The 23,074-nt window shown below is 69.3% G+C and carries 21 protein-coding genes; 11 read left to right on the forward strand and 10 right to left on the reverse strand.

Annotated features, from left to right (window positions below):
• Positions 1–34: 34 nt before the first annotated feature.
• Entirely contained in the window at positions 35–2,443 is a 2,409-nt protein-coding gene (locus tag BLS95_RS41970; protein WP_245765622.1) for a DEAD/DEAH box helicase, read from the reverse strand.
• A 409-nt stretch (positions 2,444–2,852) separates the two neighbouring features.
• Here BLS95_RS41970 and BLS95_RS41975 point away from each other — a divergent pair, with 409 nt between their 5' ends.
• From BLS95_RS41975 to BLS95_RS41990, 4 genes are all read left to right on the forward strand, one after another.
• Complete coding sequence (locus tag BLS95_RS41975; protein ID WP_020542579.1) at positions 2,853–3,203, forward strand: STAS domain-containing protein; 351 nt, start codon at positions 2,853–2,855, stop codon at positions 3,201–3,203.
• A 1-nt stretch (position 3,204) separates the two neighbouring features.
• Positions 3,205–3,624, forward strand: a complete 420-nt coding sequence (locus BLS95_RS41980; RefSeq protein WP_090945177.1) for an ATP-binding protein — start codon at positions 3,205–3,207, stop codon at positions 3,622–3,624.
• A 1,771-nt stretch (positions 3,625–5,395) separates the two neighbouring features.
• Positions 5,396–7,714 (forward strand): sodium-translocating pyrophosphatase, encoded by a 2,319-nt coding sequence (locus tag BLS95_RS41985; protein ID WP_090945178.1) that lies wholly within the window; start codon positions 5,396–5,398, stop codon positions 7,712–7,714.
• Positions 7,715–8,068: 354 nt separating this feature from the next.
• Positions 8,069–8,536 carry a SixA phosphatase family protein gene (locus BLS95_RS41990; RefSeq protein WP_245765623.1) on the forward strand — a complete coding sequence of 156 codons (468 nt, stop codon included), beginning with the start codon at positions 8,069–8,071 and terminating at the stop codon, positions 8,534–8,536.
• A gap of 132 nt (positions 8,537–8,668) precedes the next feature.
• Here BLS95_RS41990 and serB read toward each other — a convergent pair whose 3' ends face one another.
• The 3 genes from serB to BLS95_RS42005 all read right to left on the reverse strand — a co-directional run bounded on the left by serB (position 8,669) and on the right by BLS95_RS42005 (position 11,701).
• Positions 8,669–9,889, reverse strand: a complete 1,221-nt coding sequence (gene serB / locus BLS95_RS41995; protein ID WP_176993665.1) for a phosphoserine phosphatase SerB — start codon at positions 9,887–9,889, stop codon at positions 8,669–8,671.
• 148 nt (positions 9,890–10,037) lie between these two features.
• Entirely contained in the window at positions 10,038–11,048 is a 1,011-nt protein-coding gene (locus BLS95_RS42000) for an S-adenosylmethionine:tRNA ribosyltransferase-isomerase (protein WP_090945180.1), read from the reverse strand.
• On the reverse strand, positions 11,045–11,701 hold the full coding sequence (locus tag BLS95_RS42005; protein ID WP_090945181.1) for an SDR family oxidoreductase: 657 nt from the start codon (positions 11,699–11,701) through the stop codon (positions 11,045–11,047). The genes BLS95_RS42000 and BLS95_RS42005 overlap by 4 nt, the downstream gene beginning before the upstream one ends.
• Positions 11,702–11,823: 122 nt before the next feature.
• Here BLS95_RS42005 and BLS95_RS42010 point away from each other — a divergent pair, with 122 nt between their 5' ends.
• Both BLS95_RS42010 and BLS95_RS42015 read left to right on the forward strand, forming a co-directional pair.
• Positions 11,824–12,939, forward strand: a complete 1,116-nt coding sequence (locus BLS95_RS42010; protein WP_090945182.1) for a GAF domain-containing sensor histidine kinase — start codon at positions 11,824–11,826, stop codon at positions 12,937–12,939.
• Entirely contained in the window at positions 12,936–13,550 is a 615-nt protein-coding gene (locus BLS95_RS42015; protein ID WP_090945183.1) for a response regulator, read from the forward strand. Before BLS95_RS42010 ends, BLS95_RS42015 begins: the two co-directional genes overlap by 4 nt.
• Positions 13,551–13,554: 4 nt before the next feature.
• Here the strand turns inward: BLS95_RS42015 and BLS95_RS42020 are convergent, their stop codons facing one another.
• Complete coding sequence (locus BLS95_RS42020; protein ID WP_245765624.1) at positions 13,555–14,274, reverse strand: hypothetical protein; 720 nt, start codon at positions 14,272–14,274, stop codon at positions 13,555–13,557.
• Between the two features lie 68 nt (positions 14,275–14,342).
• Here BLS95_RS42020 and BLS95_RS42025 point away from each other — a divergent pair, with 68 nt between their 5' ends.
• The 3 genes from BLS95_RS42025 to BLS95_RS42035 all read left to right on the forward strand — a co-directional run bounded on the left by BLS95_RS42025 (position 14,343) and on the right by BLS95_RS42035 (position 16,461).
• Positions 14,343–15,131 (forward strand): ABC transporter ATP-binding protein, encoded by a 789-nt coding sequence (locus BLS95_RS42025; protein ID WP_090945184.1) that lies wholly within the window; start codon positions 14,343–14,345, stop codon positions 15,129–15,131.
• Between the two features lie 85 nt (positions 15,132–15,216).
• A complete protein-coding gene (locus BLS95_RS42030; protein WP_090945185.1) occupies positions 15,217–16,140 on the forward strand; it encodes an SPFH domain-containing protein in 924 nt (307 codons plus the stop codon).
• Between the two features lie 78 nt (positions 16,141–16,218).
• A complete protein-coding gene (locus tag BLS95_RS42035) occupies positions 16,219–16,461 on the forward strand; it encodes a hypothetical protein (protein WP_090945186.1) in 243 nt (80 codons plus the stop codon).
• Positions 16,462–16,466: 5 nt separating this feature from the next.
• Here BLS95_RS42035 and BLS95_RS42040 read toward each other — a convergent pair whose 3' ends face one another.
• From BLS95_RS42040 to BLS95_RS42060, 5 genes are all read right to left on the reverse strand, one after another.
• Complete coding sequence (locus BLS95_RS42040) at positions 16,467–17,288, reverse strand: Rieske (2Fe-2S) protein (protein WP_245765625.1); 822 nt, start codon at positions 17,286–17,288, stop codon at positions 16,467–16,469.
• A gap of 120 nt (positions 17,289–17,408) precedes the next feature.
• Positions 17,409–18,020 (reverse strand): HD domain-containing protein, encoded by a 612-nt coding sequence (locus BLS95_RS42045; RefSeq protein WP_090945188.1) that lies wholly within the window; start codon positions 18,018–18,020, stop codon positions 17,409–17,411.
• Between the two features lies 1 nt (position 18,021).
• Positions 18,022–20,205: a molybdopterin-dependent oxidoreductase gene (locus BLS95_RS42050; RefSeq protein ID WP_090945189.1), complete on the reverse strand. Its 2,184-nt coding sequence runs from the start codon at positions 20,203–20,205 to the stop codon at positions 18,022–18,024.
• A gap of 157 nt (positions 20,206–20,362) precedes the next feature.
• Entirely contained in the window at positions 20,363–21,010 is a 648-nt protein-coding gene (locus tag BLS95_RS42055; RefSeq protein WP_090945190.1) for a hypothetical protein, read from the reverse strand.
• A 1-nt stretch (position 21,011) separates the two neighbouring features.
• Positions 21,012–21,227 (reverse strand): hypothetical protein, encoded by a 216-nt coding sequence (locus BLS95_RS42060; protein ID WP_090945191.1) that lies wholly within the window; start codon positions 21,225–21,227, stop codon positions 21,012–21,014.
• Positions 21,228–21,898: 671 nt separating this feature from the next.
• On the opposite strand from BLS95_RS42060, the gene BLS95_RS42065 reads away from it, so the two are divergent.
• Both BLS95_RS42065 and BLS95_RS42070 read left to right on the forward strand, forming a co-directional pair.
• Positions 21,899–22,762 (forward strand): helix-turn-helix domain-containing protein, encoded by an 864-nt coding sequence (locus BLS95_RS42065; protein WP_090945192.1) that lies wholly within the window; start codon positions 21,899–21,901, stop codon positions 22,760–22,762.
• A 54-nt stretch (positions 22,763–22,816) separates the two neighbouring features.
• Positions 22,817–23,038: a DUF397 domain-containing protein gene (locus BLS95_RS42070; RefSeq protein WP_090945193.1), complete on the forward strand. Its 222-nt coding sequence runs from the start codon at positions 22,817–22,819 to the stop codon at positions 23,036–23,038.
• Positions 23,039–23,074: the final 36 nt, after the last annotated feature.

The raw sequence follows: 23,074 nt of genomic DNA on the forward strand, positions 1-23,074 counted from the left end.
GAGTGTGGTTTTGATTTATAAGTGCCTGCGGTGATCAGGGTTCGTTTGTGGGTTGAGGTGTCAGCAAAGTGTTGAGCAGGAGGATGGCGCCGCGTTTGTCCAGGGGTTCGTTGCCGTTTCCGCATTTTGGGGACTGGATGCAGGACGGGCAACCGCGTTCACACTCGCAGGAGGCGATGGCCTCGCGGGTCGCCGTCAGCCAGTCCGTCGCACGGGCGTAGCCGCGTTCGGCGAAGCCGGCGCCGCCCTCGTGGCCGTCGTACACGAAGACGGTGAGTAGACCCGTGTCGGCGTGGAGTTCGGTGGAGACGCCGCCGATGTCCCAGCGGTCGCACGTGGCGAACAGGGGGAGGAGGCCGATGGAGGCGTGTTCGGCGGCGTGGGCGGCTCCGCCGAGGTCGATGCCGGACTCCGCCAGGGGTGATACGGCCTCGGCGGGCAGCGTCCACCAGACCGCGCGGGTGCGGAGGGTGCGGGGCGGGAGATCTAGGGGTTCGTCGCCGAGCATTTCGCCGGATTGGAGGCGCCTTATGAGGTAGGAGACCACTTGCCGGGTCACCTCCACCTCGCCGAAGTGGAGGGTGCCGGAGCCCAGAGGGTGGGAGCGTTGCGTGCCGAGGATGGAGATGTCGGTGATGTCACGGGCGAAGGTGCTGTAGTCCGGGTTCGCGGCGGAGACAAGGGCCACTCCGGCCTCCAGGTCCAGGAGTTCGACGAGGAAGGTTTCGCCCTGGTGGAGGTAGACCGCGCCCGTGTGGACCGTGGTGTGGGCGGAGGGCTCGTCCACGCTGCCCAGGAGGCGGCCGGTGGACGACTCCACGACCTGGATGGGGGAGCCGCCGCCGCCCCTGATGTCGGCGAGGTCGGTGGCGCGCTCTCGTCTGGTCCAGAACCAGCCCGCGGGGCGCCTTCTGAGCATGCCCTCGGCGACGAGGTCGTCCAGCAGGTTTGAGGCGGTGGTGCCGAAAATGGGCAGTTCGTCCTCGGTCAGCGGGATCTCGGCGGCTGCGGCGCAGAGGTGGGGGCCCAGGACGTAGGGGTTGTCGGGGTCCAGGACGATGGCCTCGACGGGCTGGCCGAACAGGGCATCCGGGTGGTGTACGAGGTAGGTGTCCAGGGGATCGTCCCTGGCGATCAGTACGGCGAGTGCGTCCCGGCCGTCGCGGCCCGCCCTGCCTGCCTGTTGCCAGAGAGAGGCACGGGTGCCCGGCCAACCCGCGATCAGCACGGCGTCCAGGCCCGAGATGTCCACGCCCAGTTCGAGGGCGTTCGTGGAGGCCAGGCCCATGAGAGTGCCTGCGCGGAGGGCCTTCTCCAGGAGCCTGCGGTCCTCCGCGAGATAGCCGGCTCGGTAGGCGGCGATCTTGTTGGGGAGATCGGCCCAGTCGGCCGGGGTGGAGCCGTCCGATTGGGTGGGGATTGCCCAGGTTAGGGGGTTGTTGTTGCTGTGTTTCGCGGCGGGGACGCGTTCGCCCTCGTCGTGTGGCTCGTTACGTGGGTCGGTGGGGTGAGGGCCGGAGTTTCCGGAGGTGGAAGCGGGCTGGTCGGAGTTCGCTGGTGATGGGTTCGGGGTGGGGTGAGGGGGTGTTTCGGTGCTGGTGTGGGTTTTGGGGCTTATGCCGGTACTCGTACCGGTGTCCGTGTTGGGGGTTGTTGGCCGTTGGGTGCTGTGGTGGTGGGGTGTGGTGGGGAATGAGGTGGAGAGGGAGAAGGCGACGTCGGCGAGTTTGGCGCGGGCGGCCAGGGCGACCGTTTCGGCTCCGCGGCGGGAGCGGACGAAGGCGAGGGTGCGGACGTCGGCCAGGACGAGGTCGGCCAGCAGGTCCGCCGCCTCTGCCGTGGCGGTGCGCCGTACCGGAGCCCCGCCCTCGCCCCGGAGCTCCGTCAGGGGCGGCTCCCACAGCGCGATGGTGGTGGAACCCTTGGGTGAGGCGTCCACGGTCACCTCGTCCATCTCAAGCCCCGTCAGCCTCTTGGCGAACAGCCCCGGCTCACTGGCCGTGGCCGAGGCGAGCAGGAACGTGGGGCGCGAGCCGTACCGGGCGCAGACGCGGCGCAGGCGGCGCATGATCTGGGCGACGTGGGAGCCGAAGACGCCGCGGTATCCGTGGCACTCGTCCACGACGATCATGCGCAGCCGGCGGAAGAACGACGACCACTGGGCATGGCGGGGGAGGATGCTGCGGTGCAGCATGTCCGGGTTCGTGAGGACGTAGTTGGCGTGCTGGCGTACCCAGGCGCGTTCCTCGAACGGTGTGTCGCCGTCGAAGGTGGCGGCACGCACCTGAGTGATGCGCAGCTCGCGTAGGCCGCGCAGTTGGTCGGCGGCCAGGGCCTTGGTCGGCGTGAGGTACAGGATCGTGCCGCCGTCGAGGCAGGAGGCGACCGCCGGTGTGAGGTACGCCAGGGACTTCCCGGACGCCGTCCCTGTGGAAATGATCACGTTTCGGCCACGGAATGCCAGGTCGGCGGCTTCGTATTGGTGAGGCCAGAGTCCTGTCACCCCGCGGTTCGCCAAGCGCGTAACAAGGACTTCTGGGGTCCACTTGGGCCAACTGACTTGACCAGCCTGACGTGCTGGAACATGCTCCACATGAGTGACACGCTGGTGACGTGCGGGAACTCCAAGCAGGTGGTGGAGGAGTGGACCTGCTTGATGTGGGGAGGATGCGAAGGAAGTCACTGTTTCCAGTCTTGCATCGGTGGGCAAAGTCGCCGGGAATCGTGATTTCGTATAGACACAAGCCAGACGCGTGGTTGAATGCCGCGCGTCAGGGTCGGACGATCTGGGGCCACGCTCCAGATTGCCAGGCCCGCAAGAGTACTTTCGCAGGCGAGGCGCTGGAGGATCTGTGGATCTGAAGTTGGATCACCACAACGAGGACCGACTCACCATCGTCGAGGTCGAGGGTGAGATCGATGTCTACACTGCGCCGAGATTGCGTGAACTCCTCATCGACCTGGTGAACAAGGGCAATTTCCACCTGCTGGTCAACATGGAGAAGGTCGACTTCCTCGACTCCACGGGTCTTGGCGTCCTGGTCGGAGGGCTCAAGCGGGTTCGGGCGCACGACGGCTCGCTGGAGCTGGTCTGCACGCAGGAGCGCATCCTCAAGATCTTCCGGATCACCGGTCTGACCAAGGTCTTCGGGATCTACGCTTCGGTCGACGAGGCCAAGGAAGCTCACGGCAAAGACAAGTAGCATGGCTACCGTCGAGCTGACGTTCAGCGCTCTCCCCGCGCATGTGCGGACCGCCCGGCTGGTGGCGACGGCGATCGCCCGTCGCACCGGCGTGGAGGAGTCACTGCTGGACGAGGTCAGGCTCGCCGTGGGTGAGGCGTGTTCCCGGGCAGTGGAGGCGCACCGCGCGCACTGTCCGGGTGAGCCCATCCGCATCGAGCTACGTGACGACTCGGGACGTTTCGAGGTCACGGTGAGCGATCATGCCCCCAGCGACGAGATCAAGCAGGAGCAGCCGCTCGATCTCGGGATGCTCTCTGACTCGTTCATGTCGAACTTCGGCATCGCGGTCATCGAAGGGCTGGCTGACGACGTCGAAGTCTTCCCCAGCCCCAAGGGGACCAACATCCGCATGTCGTGGCCTGCCACCAATGGAGCCTGATCCGTCGTCGCGCTGATGTCGCGGCTTCTCTTTGATCACATGCAGCTGTTGTGTGTCGTCTTTCCAAACCCACACCCATCTTCTCAACACCCACACCCATCTCGTACGGCGGAGCCAAGTGGACCGCCACCCGCCGTACGTGTCGGGGGACTTCCAGGAGGACGCCCGCTGACCCGCACGGGGCGGGCCACCGTAACGGCGCACAGGCACCGTGGCTTCCGTTTCCCCTGGCCGGCGATGAACTGGCTGGTGGGTGGGGTTCGTATGGCATACGGGCGTGATGGACGACCTCTGGTGGCTCCTATGTGGGCATGCCCGTGAGGGACAGGGGCTGTGATGGCGAGGGCCTGTGTGACGTTCTACACCTGAAGGCGGCCAGCGCGGTGGTCGGCAGGCCCCTGAGAGGCGGTCGGCCTACGCCCTGAGGTGGCCAGCGCGGTGGTCGGCAAGCCCCTGAGAGACGGACGGCGAAGTGCTCGGGGGACCGTCGGCGAGGTGTCCGGCAGGCCCCTGAGAGACGATCAACGAGGTGCTTGGTAGGCCCTTGTGAGGCGGTCGGCGAGCGTGTTCGGCGGGTGCCAGTGGGACGGTCGGCGGGGTGCTGGGCGGGCGCTGGTGGGACGACCAGCGAAGTGCTCGGCGGGTGCCGGGGGACGGCCGGTGAGGTGTCCGGCGGGCCCCTGTGGGACGGTCAACGAGGTGCTCGGTAGGCCCTTGTGAGGCGGTCGGCGAGCGTGTTCGGCGGGTGCCAGTGGGACGGTCGGCGAGGTGCTGGGCGGGCGCTGGTGGGACGACCAGCGAAGTGCTTGGCGGGTGCCGGGGGGACGGTCGGCGAGGTGTCCGGCAGGCGCCGGTGAGACGTCAGCGAGGTGCTCGGCGGGCGCTGGTGGTGGGTGGCGGTGTTCGGGTGAGCAGGCCTCGTGTGGTGAGCGGTGTGCTTCATGGCGGGGCCAATGGTGGGCGGCACGGGCATGGCGGGTATAGCGCGGGCATGGCGGGTTGCTCGGGCATGGCGGGTTCTCGGGGCAGGGGCTGCATGGGCATGTGGGGTTGCTCGGCCAGGTGGGCCAACACATCCCTGCCGTGGTCCGTCAGGTGGTCCGTCTGATCGTTCAGGCCGCTGGTGGTGGATCCGGGTCGTGGGAGGATCGGGGCGTTGTTCGCCTTGTGGGGCGGCCGTTTGGGTTGTTCACCTGCGGGCTGGCTGACACGCCCGAGATGGGCGTGCGGGGTTCTTTATTTAAAGATTGACGATTGCGGAAGAACCAGCTCACGGCGCGATCGTTTCTTTAGGGTTTGCAGGCTGAAAGCCACCTACCCCCGCCCGGTCATCGTCAACCGTTCATGCCGACGATCTTCCGTTCCGATGGGCCCGTGGCTTCCGGTGTAACGGGCCTGTCGCGCAAGATGCTTCGGTTTGGACGGGCCCTGGCGCTACGCCTTCCCTCGCGCTGCGCCTCCGCCCGGAAATCGGGGTTACGGACAGGCCGTTATAGACTCCTGTCATGACCTTAAACCAAGGGATAATCTACCTGTCAGAACCCAAACCGGGCCGCTGGCAGGGCATTGCCAGACGCACGCACAATTAGCCGCCTCCAGAGCCTTCATATCCGTTGAGTGCCTGCGTAGACTCCCCGCACCGGCCAAGGTGATCCGGCGGAACGCGGATTCAACCGGAAGCGGCACCCACAACCCGGATGGTGCCGCAACACCCGCCGAGGAAAACTGCAGCACCGCCCGGGCAGGACGACCGGTCTTGCCGAGGAGAACGATGAGCAGGCACATGCTGGCAGCGGAGCCAGCGTCCAATCTGGCCCTGAGCGGAAACAATCTCACTATCGTGATCGTGGTCGCCGCGGTCGCACTGATCGCGCTAGCCGTCGCCGGCGGCCTGGTGCGCGAGGTGCTGGCGGCCGGCCAAGGCACGGAGCGCATGCAGAACATCGCCCGTGCCGTACAGGAAGGCGCAGCCGCCTATCTGACCCGCCAGTTCCGCACGTTGGCGATCTTCGTCATCGTGATTCCCTTTCTGTTGCTGTTGCTACCTGGAGAAACCGACGTACGCATAGGGCGTTCGCTCTTCTTCGTGGTCGGCGCGGTGTTCTCCGCGCTGACCGGATTCATGGGCATGTGGCTGGCCGTGCGCGGGAACGTACGCGTCGCCGCCGCGGCCAACGAATCCGGCGAGAAGCGCGCCATGCGCATCGCGTTCCGTACCGGCGGCGTGGCCGGGATGTTCACCGTGGGCCTCGGCCTGCTCGGCGCGGCCGTGGTCGTCTTCATCTACCAGGGCAACGCGCCCGGCGTGCTGGAGGGCTTCGGCTTCGGCGCGGCGCTGCTGGCGATGTTCATGCGAGTCGGCGGCGGTATCTTCACCAAGGCCGCCGACGTCGGCGCCGACCTGGTCGGCAAGGTCGAGCAGGGCATCCCCGAGGACGACCCGCGCAACGCCGCCACCATCGCCGACAACGTGGGCGACAACGTCGGCGACTGCGCGGGCATGGCGGCCGACCTGTTCGAGTCGTACGCGGTCATGCTGGTCGCCAGCCTCATCCTGGGCAAGGTGGCCTTCGGTGAGGAAGGGCTGGTCTTCCCGCTGATCGTGCCCATGATCGGTGTGATCACGGCGATCATCGGCATCTTCGTCACCGGGATGCGCGACCGGGACCGCAGCGGCATGGCCGCCATCAACCGCAGCTTCTTCATCTCCGCCGCGATCTCCGCGGTGCTGGTGGCGGGCGCCGCGTACCTGTACCTGCCTGACAGCTTCGGCGGTCTCACCAACTCGTCCGTGCAGTCCGACGCCGACCCGCGGCTCATCGCGATCGGCGCGGTCCTCATCGGCCTGGTTCTAGCCAGCGCCATCCAGCTGCTGACCGGCTACTTCACCGAGACGAACCGGCGTCCCGTACGGGAGATCGGCGAGAGCTCGGCCACCGGCCCGGCCACCGTCATCCTGGCCGGCATCAGCGTCGGCCTGGAGTCGGCCGTCTACTCCGCCCTGATCATCGGCGGTGCGGTCTACGGCGCGTTCCTGCTCGGGTTCGGGAACGTGACGATCGCCCTGTTCGCGGTGGCCCTGGCGGGCACTGGTCTGCTGACCACGGTCGGCGTCATCGTGTCGATGGACACCTTCGGACCCGTCTCCGACAACGCCCAGGGCATCGCCGAGATGTCGGGCGACGTCGAGGGCGAGGGCGCCCGGGTGCTCACCAGCCTCGACGCCGTCGGCAACACCACGAAGGCCATCACCAAGGGCATCGCCATCGCGACGGCCGTACTGGCGGCCACAGCGCTGTTCGGCGCCTTCCGTACCGCCGTGGAGACCGAACTGGCCTCCGCGACCTCGGCGGTCAAGGGCGCGCTCGGCGCGTTCTCCACCTTCAGCCTCAGCATCGATCAGCCGAACGTCCTGGTGGGTCTGATCATCGGGGCCGCCGTCGTGTTCCTCTTCTCGGGGTTGGCGATCATGGCGGTCGGACGGGCCGCGATGCGGGTGGTCTTCGAGGTACGCGACCAGTTCCGCAACAAGCCCGGCATCATGGACGGCACGGAGAAGCCCGAGTACGGCCGGGTCGTGGACATCTGCACCCGCGACTCCCTCCGCGAGCTGGCCACGCCCGGCCTGCTGGCGGTCATGACCCCGATCGCGGTCGGTTTCGCGCTGGGCTACGCGCCGCTGGGCGCTTTCCTGGCCGGGGCCATCGCCTGCGGCACCCTGATGGCGGTGTTCCTGGCGAACTCCGGCGGTGCCTGGGACAACGCCAAGAAGCTGGTCGAGGACGGGCACCACGGCGGCAAGGGCTCCGAGGCGCACGCGGCCACGGTCATCGGTGACACGGTCGGCGACCCGTTCAAGGACACGGCCGGCCCTGCCATCAACCCGCTGATCAAGGTGATGAACCTGGTGGCGCTGCTGGTGGCCCCTGCGGTGGTGCTGTACGCGGGCAACCCGACCGTCCGCATCAGCATCACGGTGCTGGCGGTGGCTGTGGTGGTCGCGGCCATCGTCGTGTCCAAGCGGCGGTCGGTGACCAGCGAGCCGGCCAGCGACAACAACAACCGTGAGCACGAGCCGGTGGCTTCGTAAGACGCTGCCCGGCGGCGCTGAGGCGCAGGCTTCGGTTCACACCTGAGACGCCTGGCTCCCACAACGTGGGGGCCGGGCGTCTCTCGTTTCTGGGGGCGCCGCGGGGTTCGGGGTGGCTCGATTCGCAGGTGGTGCCGGCGAGCGGCGGAATGCGAGGTGGGTGGGGAGGGGCCGGGGGATGAGGTGGTGAGGGTGGGCGTGGAACCGGGCGCCTGCGGTGGGAAACTGGGCGGGTGAACGAGAGCAAGCAGCCCAACGGCGGCAAGACCCTGGGCTTGATCCTGCTGGCCATGGTGGTCATCCTGGCCGCGATCATCGGGCTGGCCGTCTGGGCCTCAGGGACGGGGTGAGCCGGTGCGGACCTTGATTGTGCTGCGGCATGCGAAGGCCGCCCAGGTTCCCGGTCTGGCCGACCGGGAGCGGCCGTTGACCGGGCGGGGCGAGCGGGACGCCGAGCGGGCGGGCGAGGAGATCAGGGCGGCCGGGCTGGCCCCCGACCTGGTGCTCTGCTCACCGGCGCTCAGGACCAGGCGCACCGCCGAGATCGCCTTCCCGGCGACGGAGATCAGCTACGAGGGCGACATCTACCAGGCCTATCCGGATGAGCTGCTGGAGCTGGTACGCCGGTCCGACCCCGAGCTGGGCACCGTCGTGCTGTGCGGGCACAATCCGGGCGTGCACGAGCTGGCCCTGGGCCTGACCGGAGGGGACTACACGTTCCGCCCGGGCACCTTCGCGGTGATCGGGGTGGAGTCCGGCTGGGAGGAGCTCTCACCCGGCGAGGGCCGCCTGGTCACCCGCTGGGACCCCAAGGAGAGCTGAGGCCGGCGGCACCCGAAGAAGAGCCGAGACCAGGGCCCGGGTCAGCCCGAGCTGAGCGTCCGGGTCAGCCCGCGCTGAGTGCGCGAGTCAGCCTGCGCTGAGCGTCGGGTCAGCCCGCGCTGAGTGTGCGAGTCAGCCTGCGCTGAGTGCGCCGTCCTCCGCGTCCGCCGCCTCGACCTCGTCCCTGGAGATCCCCAGCAGGTAGAGGATCGAGTCGAGATAAGGCGTGTTGACCGCCGTGTCCGCCGCCTGCCGCACCACCGGCTTGGCGTTGAACGCGATCCCCAGCCCGGCCACCGCGATCATGTCCAGGTCGTTGGCCCCGTCGCCGATGGCCACCGTCTGCGAGATCGGCAGGTGGGCCTCCTTGGCGAACCTCTCCAGCGCCCGTGCCTTCCCCGGCCGGTCAACGATCTCGCCCACCACCCGCCCGGTCAGCCGCCCGTCGATGACCTCCAGGACGTTGGCCGCCGAGTAGTCGATCCCCAGCTCCTCCACCAGCGCGTCGGTGATCTGCGTGAACCCCCCGCTGACGATGGCGAAGCGGTAGTCGAGCCGCTTGAGCGTGCGCACCAGCGTACGGGCGCCCGGGGTGAGCACGACCTGCTTGCGCACCTTCTCGAACACCTCGGCGGGCAGCCCCTCCAGCAGCGCCACCCTGCGCCGCAGCGACTCGGCGAAGTCCAGCTCGCCGCGCATGGCCTCCTCGGTGACCCTGGCGACCTCCTCCTGGCAGCCCGCGTGCCCCGCCAGCAGCTCGATGACCTCGCCCTGGATGAGCGTCGAGTCGACGTCCATGACGATCAGCCGCTTGGCCCGGCGCGACAGGCCGGTGCGCTGCACGGCCACGTCCACCTCTTGGGCGACGGCCTCGGCGGCCAGCTCGACGCGCAGGAATGTCGGGTCGGCGCCGGAGACGGACATCTCGATGCAGGTGACCGGCCACTGGGCGAGGCGTTCGATGCGGTCGATGTTCGCCCCGGCGGCGGCGATGCGGCCGGCGATGCCCGCGATGGCGGCGGGCTGCAGCGTGGCGCCGAGCACGCTGACCGACAGGCGGCCGCGGCGGCGCTGCTCCTTGGCCTGGGATCCGGTGGAGAGCTCCACCTCCATGCCGAGGTCGTCGGCCACCTGTTCGACGGCGGTCCACATGGCGCCGAGGGTGGTGCCGGTGCCGGAAGGGGCGCCGCCCGCGTAGGCGACGAGCACGCCCAGCGTCAGCCTGCCCCGGATGACGACCTGCTCGATGTCCGCGACGGTCACCGGAAAACGGGACAGAACGGAGAAAAGGCGCGAAGTAACGCCAGGGCGGTCGGGGCCGGTCAGTGTGATCAGGAGGGTGCGCTGGTCCACATCCAGCCACGGTACTGCGCTTGGTCCGGTGCTCGCGAAGCAGGTTCGGCATTCGGACACTTGCACGGCGGGCTCGCGGGGCAGAGCGCGGCCCCGAACGCGCGATGAGCGCCCCCGCCAGCCCCACCAGGCAAATTCTGGGTAAATCCTAGTCGCGCAGGATCAGGTGCGTGTCGCCGAACTCGTGCCACAGATACCCCTCCCGCAGCGCCGCCTCGTACGCCTTCGCCAGCGCGGCCGGTCCCGCCACTGCGGTCAGCATCAGCAGGTGGCTGGAGCGCGGCTCGTGCAGGCCGGTGATCAACCCCGTGACGGCCCGTACACCACGCTCCGGGGTGACGACATGCCGTGTCCATCCCGCGGCCGCGGCCACCCGCCCGTCGGCGCCCACGGCGGTCTCCAGGGCCCGTACGACGGTCGTTCCGGCAGCCACCACCCGGTTTCCGCCCTCCTTGCTGGAATTGACCAGTCGTGCGGTGGAAGCGGGCACCTCGTACCGTTCCGCGTAGGGCGGCTCGTCCTTCTCCGGCGAGGCGACCCCCGTGTGCAGGGTGATCGGCGCGATCCCCACCCCGCGGGCCACCAGCGCCGTCACCAGATCGGCGGTGAACGGCCGGGCCGCGCTCGGCATCTCGGCACTGCCCGGCACGGTCGCGAACACGGTCTGGTACGCCTCGATCGGCCAGTCCCGCTCCACGTACGAGTACCGGATCGGCACCCCGTACGCCCGCAGGTACGGCTCCACTTCCTGGTCGAGCACCGCCCGCCACAACCGCGGCGTCTCCCGCGCGAGCAGCCGCAACGTCGCCCCGCCCGGCAGCGGCAGCCACTCGCCCGGCTCGCCCCCGCCGTAGGGCTCGGTGGCCCGCGACGTACGGCGGCGCAGCTCGACCAGCCACGTGCCGTCCTGCCTGGAGGTCGAGAAGTGCACGGCCAGCCGGTCCAGCCGGACGGCCGCGGGCAGGGTGGCCGAGTTGTTCACCACGATCAGGTCCCCGGGGGCGAGCAGCTCGGGCAGGTCGCTGAAGTGGTGGTGCGAGGGGTCGAGCGTGCCGCGCGAGACCATCAGCCGAACCGAGTCCCGGGACAGCCCCCTGGCCTCGGGCGGTTCGTGGGCCGACAGGTCGGCCGGCAGGGCGAAGTCGAGTGCCGCCGTCATTGCAGGCTCACTCTCCCGCTGGCGGGCCGGGCGCCGATCAGGTCGTGCAGGGAGGCCGCCACCTTGGCCGGGTCGGCGGCGGCCGCGGCCTCCTCGGCGCCCACGGCGTCGGCCAGCATCCGGGTGTTCATCTCGCCCGGGTCGACCCACCAGACCCGCAGGTCGGGCTCCTCGGCCGCCAGCACGTTGGAGAGCTGCTCCAGGGCCGCCTTGGTGGCGCCGTAACCGCCCCAGCCCTCGTAGGCGCCGGTGGCGGCGTCCGAGGTGACGTTCACGACCGCGCCGCGGGCGGCGCGAAGGGCGGGCAGCGTGGCCTGGATCAGGGCGAGGGGCGCGGTCACGTTGGTCTCCAGCAGCGCCGCGAAGGCGTCCAGCGGGTAGTCCGCGAGCGGGGGCAGCGGGGTCACGCCCAGGTCGCCGGCGTTGTTGACCAGCAGGTTCAGCTCGGGCGCCGCGCGGGCCAGGCGTTCGACGTGCGCGGGCTCCCGTACGTCACCCGGGATCGCGGTGGCGCCCAGCTCGGCGGCGACCCGTTCCAGGTCGGCCGCGCCACGGGCGGTGAGCACGAGGTTCCATCCCGCGCCGGCCAGTGAGCGGGCCAGTGCCAGGCCGAGTCCGCGGGAAGCGCCGGTGATGAGTGCGGTGTTCGTCATGCTTCGACGGTAGGAACGCGGGTCCGGCCGCACATCGGGCCGACGCCCGGCCCGCCCTGGGCACATCGACCTAGGACCAAAGCCCCCCGATCCCGGCGGCGGCCCCGCAATAGAGTGGTGCCGTGACGGCCGACCGAGACGAGATCCTCCAGGCGGTGAGCTCCGCGGTGCTCGCGGTCACCCGTCACCTGTCGGTCCGCGAGGTGCTGCAGGTCATCGTACGCTCGGCGCAGCGCCTGCTCGACGCCCGCTACGCCGCGCTCGGCGTGCCCGACGAGGACGGGTCGTTCGCCGAGTTCGTCGCCGAGGGGCTGACCGACAAGCAGTGGGACGCGATCGGGCCGCTCCCGAGGCAGCACGGGATGCTCGGCGCGATGCTCCGCGACGGCGCCCCCGCCCGGCTGCCCGACCTGCGCAGCGACCCCAGGTTCGAGTGGTGGCCCAAGGCCCACCCGGTGATGAAGGACTTCCTCGGCGTCCCCATCCGCGACGGCGAGCAGGTCCTCGGCATCATCTTCCTGGCCAACAAGCGCGCGTCCGGCGGCTTCACGCAGGAGGACCAGGACCTTCTCACGCTGTTCGCCGCGCACGCGGCCATCGCGCTGACCAACGCCAGGCTCTACGAGCGCGGCCGGGAGCTGGCCATGCTGGAGGAGCGCAACCGGATGGCCAGGGAGCTGCACGACGCCGTGACACAGAAGTTGTTCTCGCTCCGGCTCACCGCCCAGTCCGCGGCCGCCATGCTGGCCAAGGCGCCCGAGCAGGCCGCCACCGAGCTCGAACGCGTCCAGCGGCTGGCCGGGGAGGCCCTGTCCGAGCTGCGCGCGGTGATCGTCGAGCTGCGCCCGGCCGAGCTCGACCGGCACGGCCTGGCCGAGACGCTGCGCAAGCAGGTACGCATGTTCGACCGGCTGCACACCTCCTCGGTCACGTTCGAGTGCGACGAGTTGCCCCCGCTCGACGCGGCGGTCGAGGTGGCGGTGCTGCGGGTGGCCCAGGAGGCGCTGCACAACGCGCTGCGGCACTCGGAGGCCGCCCTGGTCTCGGTGTGCCTGGCCCTCGAAGGCGACAGGCTGGCCCTGACCGTCCACGACGACGGCGCCGGATTCGCGCAGGAGGAGTCGCGCGGGCTGGGCCTGGCGTCGATGCGCGACCGGGCCGAGTCCGTGGGCGGCGTCATGACCGTCGAGTCGGCCCATGGCGGCGGCACGACCGTACGCATGGAGGTGGGCGTTTGATCCGGGTCCTGATCGCCGACGATCATCCCGTGGTGCGCCAGGGCCTGCGGACGTTCCTCGACCTCCAGGACGACATCACGGTCGTCGGCGAGGCGGGCGACGGGGAGCAGGCCGTCGCGCTGGTCGGGGAGCTGGCCCCCGACGTGCTGCTGCTGGATCTGAAGATGCCGGTGCTGGACGGGCTGGGCACGCTGGAGCGCCTGAACGGCTCGGCGACCAGGGTGGTCGTGCTGACGTCGGTGAGCGACCCGTCGGACGTGGGGCCCGCGATGCGGGCCGGCGCGTCGGGGTTCCTCTACAAGGACGTCGACCCGCCCGCGCTGGTCCAGGCCGTACGCGCGGTGCACGGCGGGCAGGTGCTGCTGGCCCCGGAGGCGGCGGAGGCGATGCTGGCCGGGACGACCGGGGCGCCGGCCCCGGTGCCGCTGACCGAACGTGAGCGCGAGGTGCTCGCGCTGATCGCGGCCGGCCGGTCCAACCGGGAGATCGCCAGGAGCCTCGCCGTGGCGGAGAAGACGGTCAAGACCCACGTCTCCAACGTGCTGATGAAGCTCGGCGTGCAGGATCGCACCCAGGCCGCCCTCTATGCCGTCCGGCACGGGCTGGGCTGACCGGCTACGGGCTTTTGAGCGGTTCGAAGATCGCGTGGTGGGCGGCGACGAGCGCACGGCGTACGGCCCGGTCGAGTTCGCGCAGGGCGGCCTGGCGGGCGGAGATCTGCCCCGAGGTGAGCCCGCGCTCGTCGGCCAGGCGCAGCACCGCGAGCAGCCGGGTGGCCAGCGAGGAGACCCGGTGGGCCCGCGCAGGATAGCCGGGCGCCAGCTCGCCGCCCTGCCGCTCCAGCCGCTCGGGGCGGGCCTGCCCGGGGCCCTCCACGGAGGCCAGCCCCTCGGTGGCGGACCGCATGGCGTCCGACAGCTCGCGCTCGGCCTCCGCCAACGACGGCAGGTCCTGGCGTACGGGTCCGGCGTCGTGCACCTCCAGGCGTACTCCGACGTAGGAGGACCCGCGCAGGTCCGACGCGGGCACCAGCCCGAGGTTGCGCTCGCCGAGCACGGCGATCGCGGCCTGACCCACGTCGACCGCCGCCGAATTGAACGGCGCGGGCCCCGACAACCCCAGCGGGTCGCCGGGCGCGGGAAGCGCGAGCCGCAACTCCCGCAAGCCGTCGGACCGCAGGTTTGCCAGGTATTTACGCAACGGTACGTCGCCCGCGACGATGGGTCCGCAGGCGGCTTCCACGTGGTCAGCCGCCTCGTCGAGGCCGACGTGACCGGCGAGCCACGCGTTGCCCCAGGCGACCAGGGAGGGACAGACAGGCGATTCAGGGCGCACCGATCCACGATAAGCGCTCGCCCTGCAATAGGTTTGTCCCGAGGGTGACTCCTAAAGGAGGTTCGGGGATGGGTGGTCAGGTGCTGCGGCTCCAGGACGTGGCCGTCAGGCGCGACGGAGCGGCCCTGCTGCGCGGCATCGACTGGACGGTCAACGAGGATGAGCGGTGGGTCGTCATCGGGCCCAACGGTGCGGGCAAGACCACGTTGTTGCAGGTCGCGGCCACGCTGCTCTATCCGAGTGAGGGCCTGGTCGAGGTGCTGGGGGAGCGGCTGGGACAGGCGGACGTGTTCGATCTGCGGCCACGGATCGGGCTGGCGAGCTCCGCACTGGCCGAGAAGATCCCGCCGGAGGAGAAGGTCATCGACCTGGTGCTGACCGCCTCCTACGCGATCATGGGTCGCTGGACGGAGGAATACGACTCCAACGACGTGACCAGAGCCGTCGAGCTGATCGACATGATGGGCGCGGCCCATCTGATCAGGAGGCGGTTCGGCACCCTGTCGGAGGGGGAGCGCAAGCGGGTGCAGATCGCCCGCGCGCTCATGCCCGACCCCGAGATGCTGCTGCTCGACGAGCCCGCTGCCGGGCTCGACCTGGGCGGGCGCGAGGACCTGGTGCGCCGGTTGTCGGTGCTGGCGGGCGACTACCGCTCGCCGACGCTGGTGCTGGTGACGCATCACGTGGAGGAGGTGCCGAACGGGTTCACGCACGGGCTGCTGCTGCGGCACGGCTCCGTGGTGGCCCAGGGGCCGCTGGAGACCGTGATGACGTCGGACAATCTGTCGCACACGTTCGGGGTGCCGCTGTCGCTGGAGCGCGGCTCCGAGGGCCGCTGGTACGCCCGAGCTCACTAATCGCCATTTATGCCGATGAAAGCCGCTCAAAGCTGAAACCCAATAGCATTTGCGAAGTCGGCCCCCTCGGCTTCGGAGCGTCGCCATGTCCACGCAGCAGCTCATCGTCGCCATCGTCGTGGTCGCGGCGGTGGGCTTCGGTGTGGCCCGTACGATCCGCATCATCCCGCAGGCCACGGCCGCCATCATCGAGCGCCTGGGCCGCTACCACCGGACGCTGACCCCGGGACTGAACCTGGTGGTGCCCTTCATCGACCGCATCAAGGACCTGATCGACCTGCGGGAGCAGGTGGTGTCCTTCCCGCCCCAGCCGGTGATCACCTCCGACAACCTCGTGGTGTCCATCGACACCGTCATCTACTTCCAGGTCACCAATCCGAAGGCGGCCACGTACGAGATCGCGAACTTCCTGACCGGCGTCGAGCAGCTCACCGTCACGACGCTGCGCAACGTGGTCGGCGGGATGGACCTGGAGCGTACGCTGACCTCGCGCGAGGACATCAACACCGCGCTGCGTGGCGTGCTGGACGAGGCGACCGGCAAGTGGGGCATCCGGGTCAACCGGGTCGAGCTCAAGGCCATCGACCCGCCCGCCTCCATCCAGGACTCGATGGAGAAGCAGATGCGCGCCGACCGCGACAAGCGGGCCGCCGTGCTGACCGCCGAGGGGCAGCGCCAGGCGGCGATCCTGGCGGCGGAGGGCGAGAAGCAGGCGTCGGTGCTGCGGGCACGCGGCGAGGCGGAGGCGGCGGTGCTGCGCGCGCAGGCCGAGGCGGAGGCGCAGGCCATGCGCGCCAAGGGGCAGGCGGACGCGATCGGCATGGTCTTCAAGGCCATCCACGACGGCAATCCGAGCCAGCAGCTCCTGGCCTACCAGTACCTGCAGACGTTGCCGGAGATCGCCAAGGGCGACGCGAACAAGATCTGGATCGTGCCGTCGGAGATGGGCAAGGTCCTGGAGAGCCTGGGCGGCCTCTTCTCCCCGCCCCAGCCCCCCGTGGAGTCCTAGCCGCCGGAGCCCGGTTCCCGGAGGATTGTCGCACTGGTGTGCGGATGAACAGCAGCCTTTATGGGTATAAATCCGTACATGAAGGGTGATCGGGTGGAGATCGTCATCGACGCCGGTGGGACCCCGCGTACTTACGAGATCAAGGCCACGCGCGCCGGTCGGCGGGTCGAGGTGGCCACACGGCGGGCGCTCGTGGAAGTGAGCGAGGTCACCCGCAGCGGAACGCCCGTACGGACGGCCAGGTTCATGTCCAGTCGCATCCTCGCCCTCGTGGAGCATCCGGCCGACGAGGCCGGGCAGTCCCCCGACGGGCCGGGCTGAGGACCTCAGGCCACGCCCGGCCGGACCTGGATCGTGCCGTCCCGGCGGATCCGCGTCTCGAACATGGGCGCGGGGGCGGTCGCCGGGCCGTGCTTCACCGAGCCGTCGGCCAGCCTGAACGTGCTGCCGTGCCACGGGCAGACCACGCAGGCGTCCCCGCCCTCGACGATGAGCCTGCCCTGGTGCAGCGGGCCCGCCAGGTGGGGGCAGCGGTCGCCGAGCACGGTCACGGCCTCGCCCCTGCGCAGCACGAAGAGCTGGATGTAGCCGAGCCGCCGCGCCACCGGCCGGCCGTCGGGCAGGTCCCTGAGCAGGCAGAGGTCGTGCCAGCCCAGCGGCACCAGGTGGGTGACCTGCGGCGCGTGGTTGGCGCCCGCGGCCTGCCGGTAGGCGAGGTGGCCGCCCAGGTAGGCGCCGAGGGTGCCGACGCCGAGTCCGGCGAACGACAGCAGCCGGCCGGGACGTTCCTGGCCGCGCAGCCGGGCCAGCAGGGAGGCGGAGAACAGGCCGAGCGCGACCATGTTCGACAACATGTGGACGAAGCCGACGCGCTGCTGTTCGCGGTGGAGCGAGGACCAGTCGGTCAGCCCGGCCGCGGCCGTCGGCAGCGCGTTGGCGATGCCGGTCGCCAGCAGCAGTCGGCTGGCGCGGGGGTCGGCGTCGGCCACGTCCAGGACGGCCGCCGACAGCCAGCAGCCCAGGCTGACGGTGGCCAGCGGCGGGTGCAGCGGTTTGCCGATCGGTACGCCGTGCAGCAGGTCACGCAGCCAGGCCGGGCGGACCCGCTGGCGTACGGTCTTGGCCAGCACCCTGACCGGCGTGTCCATGGCCTTCGACTTCTCGAGCCGATCGGCGAGGGCAACCGGCCCAGCGAGACGCCGCAAATGCCGACGTCCCGCTCGTACTGTCTCTTTCACGACAAGTCCCCTACCCCGGCCATGACGGGATCACTCGGACAGATGACCCCTCGCCACGGAGAGTTCTACCAGCTCCAGGGCGTAGGCGCCGAGCGAGGGTGATCCTTCCTCGATGATCCGGACCTTCTCCCTGACCTGCGCGGCCGTGACCTTGAACAGCGGCCAGGTGCCGCCCTCGGTGTGGTGGTTGGCCAGGATGGGGGCGAAACGGTCAAGTGCCTTGGCGAACCTGGCCTCCGGCGTCTTCCTGTCCTCGAACTCGTCCCACAGCTGCCGGAACTCCGTGGACTGGGGGGCGGGCAGCAGGCCGAAAATGCGGTCGGCGGCCGCCGACTCGGCCACGGCCTGGGCCTCGACCGCCACCTGGTCATAGACGAAGGTGTCACCGGCGTCGATCTCCACCAGGTCGTGTACCAAGAGCATGGCCACCACCCGCTGCAGGTCGGTCCCCGGCGGGGCGTGCTCACCGAGGACCATCGCCAACGTGCCCACGTACCAAGAATGCTCCGCGGTGTTCTCCCGCCGCGAACCGTCTATCAGATGGTTGCGGCGGATGATCCGCTTCAGTTTGTCGATCTCGACGGCGAATGCGATCTGGGTGTGCAGGCGGTCCTCTTCTGGCGCGATAGTCACGCGCGCCACCCTATTGCGCGATGATCACCCCGGTTGGTGAAATGCTTACCGGAACTCCGTTGAACACTGCGTTACCACTCGGAACGTCAACCGCGGTCTCGTCGGTCAGAGCGTTGACGCTCACTCCCGGATGATCGGCCGCCACGCTCTGTGCGCTGTCGGCGTGCCCCCAGCCGTGCGGCAGGCTCACCACGCCCGGCATGATCGTGTCGGTGGGTTCGAGCGGCACGGTGAGTTGCCCCTTCGCCGAGCGGACCACGGCGTGCTCGCCGAGCCCGAGCCGGGCCACGTCGGCCGGGTTGATCTGCAGCGTGCAGGTGTTGCTGCCGCCCACCAGCGGGCCCACATTGTGCATCCAGCTGTTGTTGGAGCGCAGGTGGCGCCGCCCGACCAGGACGATCTCCGGCGGCTCCTCCGCCAGCCGGCCGCGCAGCCGCTCCACGTCCTCGATGAGCTCGCGCGGCGCCAGCTCGATGAGCCCGGAGGCGGTCCTGAGCACCTCGTCCAGCCGCGGCTCCAGCGCGCCCAGGTCCAGGCCGTGCGGATTGTCGAGCAGTTTGCGCAGCGACAGGTCGCCCTTGCCCGCCCACTCGCCGTAGGGGCCGAGCCGGAGCATGAGGTCCAGCCGCCGCTCGGCGCCCGTCCCGCCTTCCAGCGCCGCCCGCAGCTCCGCCACGTCCCGTCCCTCGACACCGGAGCCGGGCGTCTCCGTGGCCTTGCGCAGCATCTCGTCGATGACGAACGCGTCCAGGTCACCTTCCAGGCCCGAGGCGATCATGGCGAGCCTGGCGAGGATCTCGGCCTCCGAGGGCTGCCCGTCGAGCGGCAGCAGCGGCGGGGAGTACCGCGTGTAGTTGCGCACGGCGAACCCGAGCAGCGCGAAGTCGTAGTGCCCCGACTGCAGCACCCGCGGCGGGGGCAGGATCACGTCGGCGTGCTTGGTGGTCTCGTTCAGGTACGGGTCCACGCTCACCATGAAGTCCAGCTGCCGGAACGCCGCGTCCAGCCGGGGCCCGTGCGGGGCCGACAGCACGGGGTTGCCCGCCACCGTGAGCAGGAAGGTGACCTGGCCCTCGCCCGGCGTCTCGATCTCGTCGGCGAGGGTGGCCACCGGCAGCTCGCCGTTGGTCTCCGGCAGCCCCCGGACCCGGCTCTTCCACCGGCCCACCGCGTACGGTCTGCCGCGTCGCACCCCCGGCTCGGTCGCTGGTTTGGCGAACATGGCGCCGCCGGGACGGTCCAGGTTCCCGGTGAGCACGTTGAGCACCTCGACCAGCCACTGGGCCAGCGTGCCGAACTCGGCCGTGCAGGTGCCGATCCGGGCGTAGACGGCCGCCGTACGCGCTGTCGCCAGCTCCACGGCCAGCCGCCTGATCACCTCGGCGGGCACCCCGGTACGCGGGGACACCGCCTCGGGCGGGAAGTGCTTGGCCGCCTCCCGTACCTGGCCCAGCCCGTTCACCGCGTGCGAGGGGGTCACGAGGCCCGCCTCGAACAGTGTGTGCACGAGCCCGAACAGCAGGTAGGCGTCCGTGCCTGGACGTACGAACACGTGCTCGTCGGCCAGCGCCGCGGTCCTGGTGCGCCGCGGGTCCACCACGACGAGCCGGCCGCCGCGCCGGCGCAGGGCCTTCAGCCGGCCGGGGAAGTCGGGCGCGGTGCACAGGGAGCCGTTGGACTCCAGCGGGTTCGCGCCCAGCATCAGCAGGTAGTCGGTCCTGTCGAGGTCGGGGACCGGGATGGCCAGCGGATGGCCGAACATCAGCCCGCTGGCCACGTGCTTCGGCATCTGGTCGGCCGTGCTGGCGGAGTAGAGGTTGCGGGTTCCGAGCGCCTTGACCAGCGGCGCGACGTAGAGGGCGCCCGCCATGGTGTGCGCGTTCGGGTTGCCCAGGTAGATCGCGACGGACCTGCGGTCGGCCACCCGTTCCAGGCCCGCCCGTACGGCCGCGAACGCCTCCTCCCAGCCGGCCTCCCGCCACAGCTCGCCCTCCCTGATCAGCGGCTTGCGCAGGCGGTCGGGGTCCTCGTCGAGCCGGCCGAGGCTGGCGCCCTTCGGGCAGATGAATCCCTTGCTGAACGGGTCCTCCTTGTCGCCCCGGACGCTGGTCACGTGCCCGCCCTCATCGAGGGTGAGGGTCAGGCCGCAGACGGCTTCGCAGAGGGGGCAGGTCCGGTGGACGGTCGACGTCATCGCGACTCCTGAGTTCGTCAGATGAACTCATCTTGGCTCGTGCCGTACACATGGGGAAGCCCCGGAGCCCCCGCGGTCTCCGGGGCTTGCCCGCCCGGGGGATTTCCCGGATTCCCCAGGCCTTCCAGTGAGGTTCTTCACAGCATTGAGCGCGTCGTCAGCCGACCCGCGGCAGCACCCGTTCCGCGCGCAGATCAGGCGGCTCCTCAAGGTCGGGTCTCAGCGACATCCACGCTCGCCGGCCGTACAGCCGGTCCAGGCCGGGAGAGGTGGCGCCGGGCGTCTCGTCGCGCCGGACGATCTCCACGATCAGGAACTGCGCCCGCTTGCGGTGCCGGTAGACGCAGGCGCTCCTGGCCCAGCAGGCGGCCGCGATCTCCTCGCTGTACGCCTCGAACTCCTCGGCGCAGATCCCGGCCCTGGACAGGATCAGTGCCTTCTCGCCCGTCGCGGTCGGGGTGATCCACAGCACCAGCGGAATCCGCCCTGCCCTGGTGTGCATCGTGGTCTCCAGGCAGACCCGCTGCAGGCGGTGCCTGGAGACCACGCACCAGAAGTGGGCGACGACCCAGTTGCGTCCCGTCCTGGTGGCCGCCGGCACCGAGATCGCGCTGGTCAGCAGGACGAAGGGCAGCCACCGGCCTTCCTGGGTGGCGCCGAGCAGGGTCAGCGTGAACAGCCCCAGCCCGGCGGCCAGCAGCAACTCGGTGCGGATCCGCCACAGCCTGACCAGCAGCCCGCTCCCGCCCGGGGTGGGGAGGTCCTCGTTGGCGGGGTAGATCTGGTTGCGCGGGTTCCTCGACACGTCAGGACACCTCCTCTGGCACCCTGCGTGGCACGCTGAGCTGGTCGAACCGTGGGTCCCGGTAACGACGGGCGCCGAATCCCGTCCTGCTGACCGTCCAGCCGATCCGGTAGGCGAATTCGTCGGGCTCCATGCAGATTTCACGGTCGGCCCAGGAGATGAGCTCCTGGATCCGGGACTTGATTCGGCTGAGTCCCTTGGTACCTTGTGAGTACATAAGAAGACCCCTTTCGCGGCATTTTAGAGGTGGCTTCTTGGCCGGTCCGACGACTGGCGATCGGTCTCGTCGCAGGGTGGCAGCCCATATGCGGCGATCCGGTGGTCAGCGTCGGCCGGCTTTTTGCGTGCTCGAACGAGCGGATGTGCGCTGGACTCTTCAGGCGGTTACGAAATCCTTCCGGCAAGCGGCCTCCCTGGGGTGAAGTTTCTTTTCCGGGACGGCGACGTTGCCGGCGAGGCGCCCATGGTGCGGGCGCGCTGTCACAGCGGGAAGGCTCGAAGCGTACGGCCGTGTCGTCATGTCCGGCCTCCTCGTCTGTCGAGATCCCTCCTGATCCCGATCGTCCTCCGGCGTCCGCGATGCTGCAATACTTTGAGCAAGGGAAGATTTAACTTTCTTCGCAGCTTGCTGATGAGCTTGCCGTGCAACTTGCACGAGAACTATCGGAGCGGGCAGGGCAGGGGGAGCAGCCTGGAAAACCCGCCCTGGACCTGGCACATTCGCGGATCTCGTCTTGCTCCTACGCTTCCTGCATGAAAGCCTGCTGGCAAGGCCAAGTGGCACTACACATGCAACTTGCAGTGTAAGATTGAGCGAACGGCCCAGGAAGCCGGACCGCAAACGACCCCTACCGGCTACACCTTCATTCCCGACAAGGAGAGTGGACGGTGCCATCGCAGCAGGGCAGTCCTACAGTACGCAGACTCCGGCTCGGCCAGGAGCTGCGCCTCCTCCGGGAGAAAAGAAAGCTCACGGGAGCCAAGGCGGCCGGGGTGCTCGGCTGGTCCGCGAGCAAGGTCAGCCGCATCGAAGCGGCCAAGACCATGCCCAGCGCCGACGACATCAAGGCCATGGCGGAGCTCTACCGCACCGACCCGGAAAAACTTGAGGAACTCTTCGGCTTGTTGCGGGACGCGGAGCAGCGCGGGTGGTGGGAAGATTACGAGGACACTCTGCCCGGGGAGTACACAAGATTTCTCGGGCTGGAGGCGGAGGCGACCTATCAGCGATCCTGGGAACCCCAGATCGTGCCTGGTCTGCTGCAAACCGAGGACTATGCGCGGGAAGTCATCCTGGCCTCCAGCGGCATCGCGCGCATCACGCACAGCGGTGTCCGGAGCCGGGTCGAGGCCCGCCTCGATCGGCAGCGGCGGGTTTTACGCCGGGCCAATCCATGCGCGCTGACGGTCGTGCTGGACGAGTCGGCCTTGACCCGTCGTTTCGGTGAACCCTCGGTGATGCGCGAGCAGATGGAGCATCTCCTGGAGATCTCACTGCTGCCACAGGTCAGTCTTCACATCCTAACGCTGGACTCGCTTCATCCGGTGAACACCAGTGCGTTCATCCACTTGAAGTTCAGGGACTTCGACGATGTGGTCTACCTCGAACAGTTGTACACTGCCCACTTCGTCGAGGACCTCGAACGGGTGGCCGGATACGAAACCGCCTTCGGCCACATAAGGTCGGAGGCGCTGGACGAGGATGAGTCGCGCGTGCTGATACAGCGTAAAGCTATGCTGTGGCGGCGTTAGGCCATCCAACCTCAACAAGGGGCAATGGAGCCCCTTTGTCTATTTGGGGAGAAAATGCACAACCACCCTACGGCGGCGGCTTGGCGGAAGAGCTCCTTCTGCAACGGCGCAGACGCCTGTGTCGAAATCGCCCCCTTGGCCGATGGGAATATCGCGCTGCGTGACAGCAAGGACCAGAGCGGTCCGGTGCTGGTCTTCACGTCATCCGAGTGGGAGGCTTTCACCGCGGGTGTCCGGGAAGGCGAGTTTGATTTGGCGCCGACGGTCGGCGTTTAGATGAGAACGGCCCTGGCAAGTTGCTGGCACAACTCG

It is taken from the genome of Nonomuraea jiangxiensis (genome assembly GCF_900099965.1).
GTDB lineage: Bacteria > Actinomycetota > Actinomycetes > Streptosporangiales > Streptosporangiaceae > Nonomuraea > Nonomuraea jiangxiensis.

Bases quoted from the DNA above. Each gene is read 5' to 3' on its own strand.
- BLS95_RS41980 (WP_090945177.1), top strand. From the start codon at position 3,205: ATGGCTACCGTCGAGCTGACGTTCAGCGCTCTCCCCGCGCATGTGCGG.
- BLS95_RS41985 (WP_090945178.1), top strand. From the start codon at position 5,396: ATGAGCAGGCACATGCTGGCAGCGGAGCCAGCGTCCAATCTGGCCCTG.
- BLS95_RS42000 (WP_090945180.1), bottom strand. From the start codon at position 11,048: ATGACGGCGGCACTCGACTTCGCCCTGCCGGCCGACCTGTCGGCCCAC.
- BLS95_RS42005 (WP_090945181.1), bottom strand. From the start codon at position 11,701: ATGACGAACACCGCACTCATCACCGGCGCTTCCCGCGGACTCGGCCTG.
- BLS95_RS42025 (WP_090945184.1), top strand. From the start codon at position 14,343: ATGGGTGGTCAGGTGCTGCGGCTCCAGGACGTGGCCGTCAGGCGCGAC.
- BLS95_RS42030 (WP_090945185.1), top strand. From the start codon at position 15,217: ATGTCCACGCAGCAGCTCATCGTCGCCATCGTCGTGGTCGCGGCGGTG.
- BLS95_RS42035 (WP_090945186.1), top strand. From the start codon at position 16,219: ATGAAGGGTGATCGGGTGGAGATCGTCATCGACGCCGGTGGGACCCCG.
- BLS95_RS42040 (WP_245765625.1), bottom strand. From the start codon at position 17,288: ATGGACACGCCGGTCAGGGTGCTGGCCAAGACCGTACGCCAGCGGGTC.
- BLS95_RS42050 (WP_090945189.1), bottom strand. From the start codon at position 20,205: ATGACGTCGACCGTCCACCGGACCTGCCCCCTCTGCGAAGCCGTCTGC.
- BLS95_RS42060 (WP_090945191.1), bottom strand. From the start codon at position 21,227: ATGTACTCACAAGGTACCAAGGGACTCAGCCGAATCAAGTCCCGGATC.
- BLS95_RS42070 (WP_090945193.1), top strand. From the start codon at position 22,817: ATGCACAACCACCCTACGGCGGCGGCTTGGCGGAAGAGCTCCTTCTGC.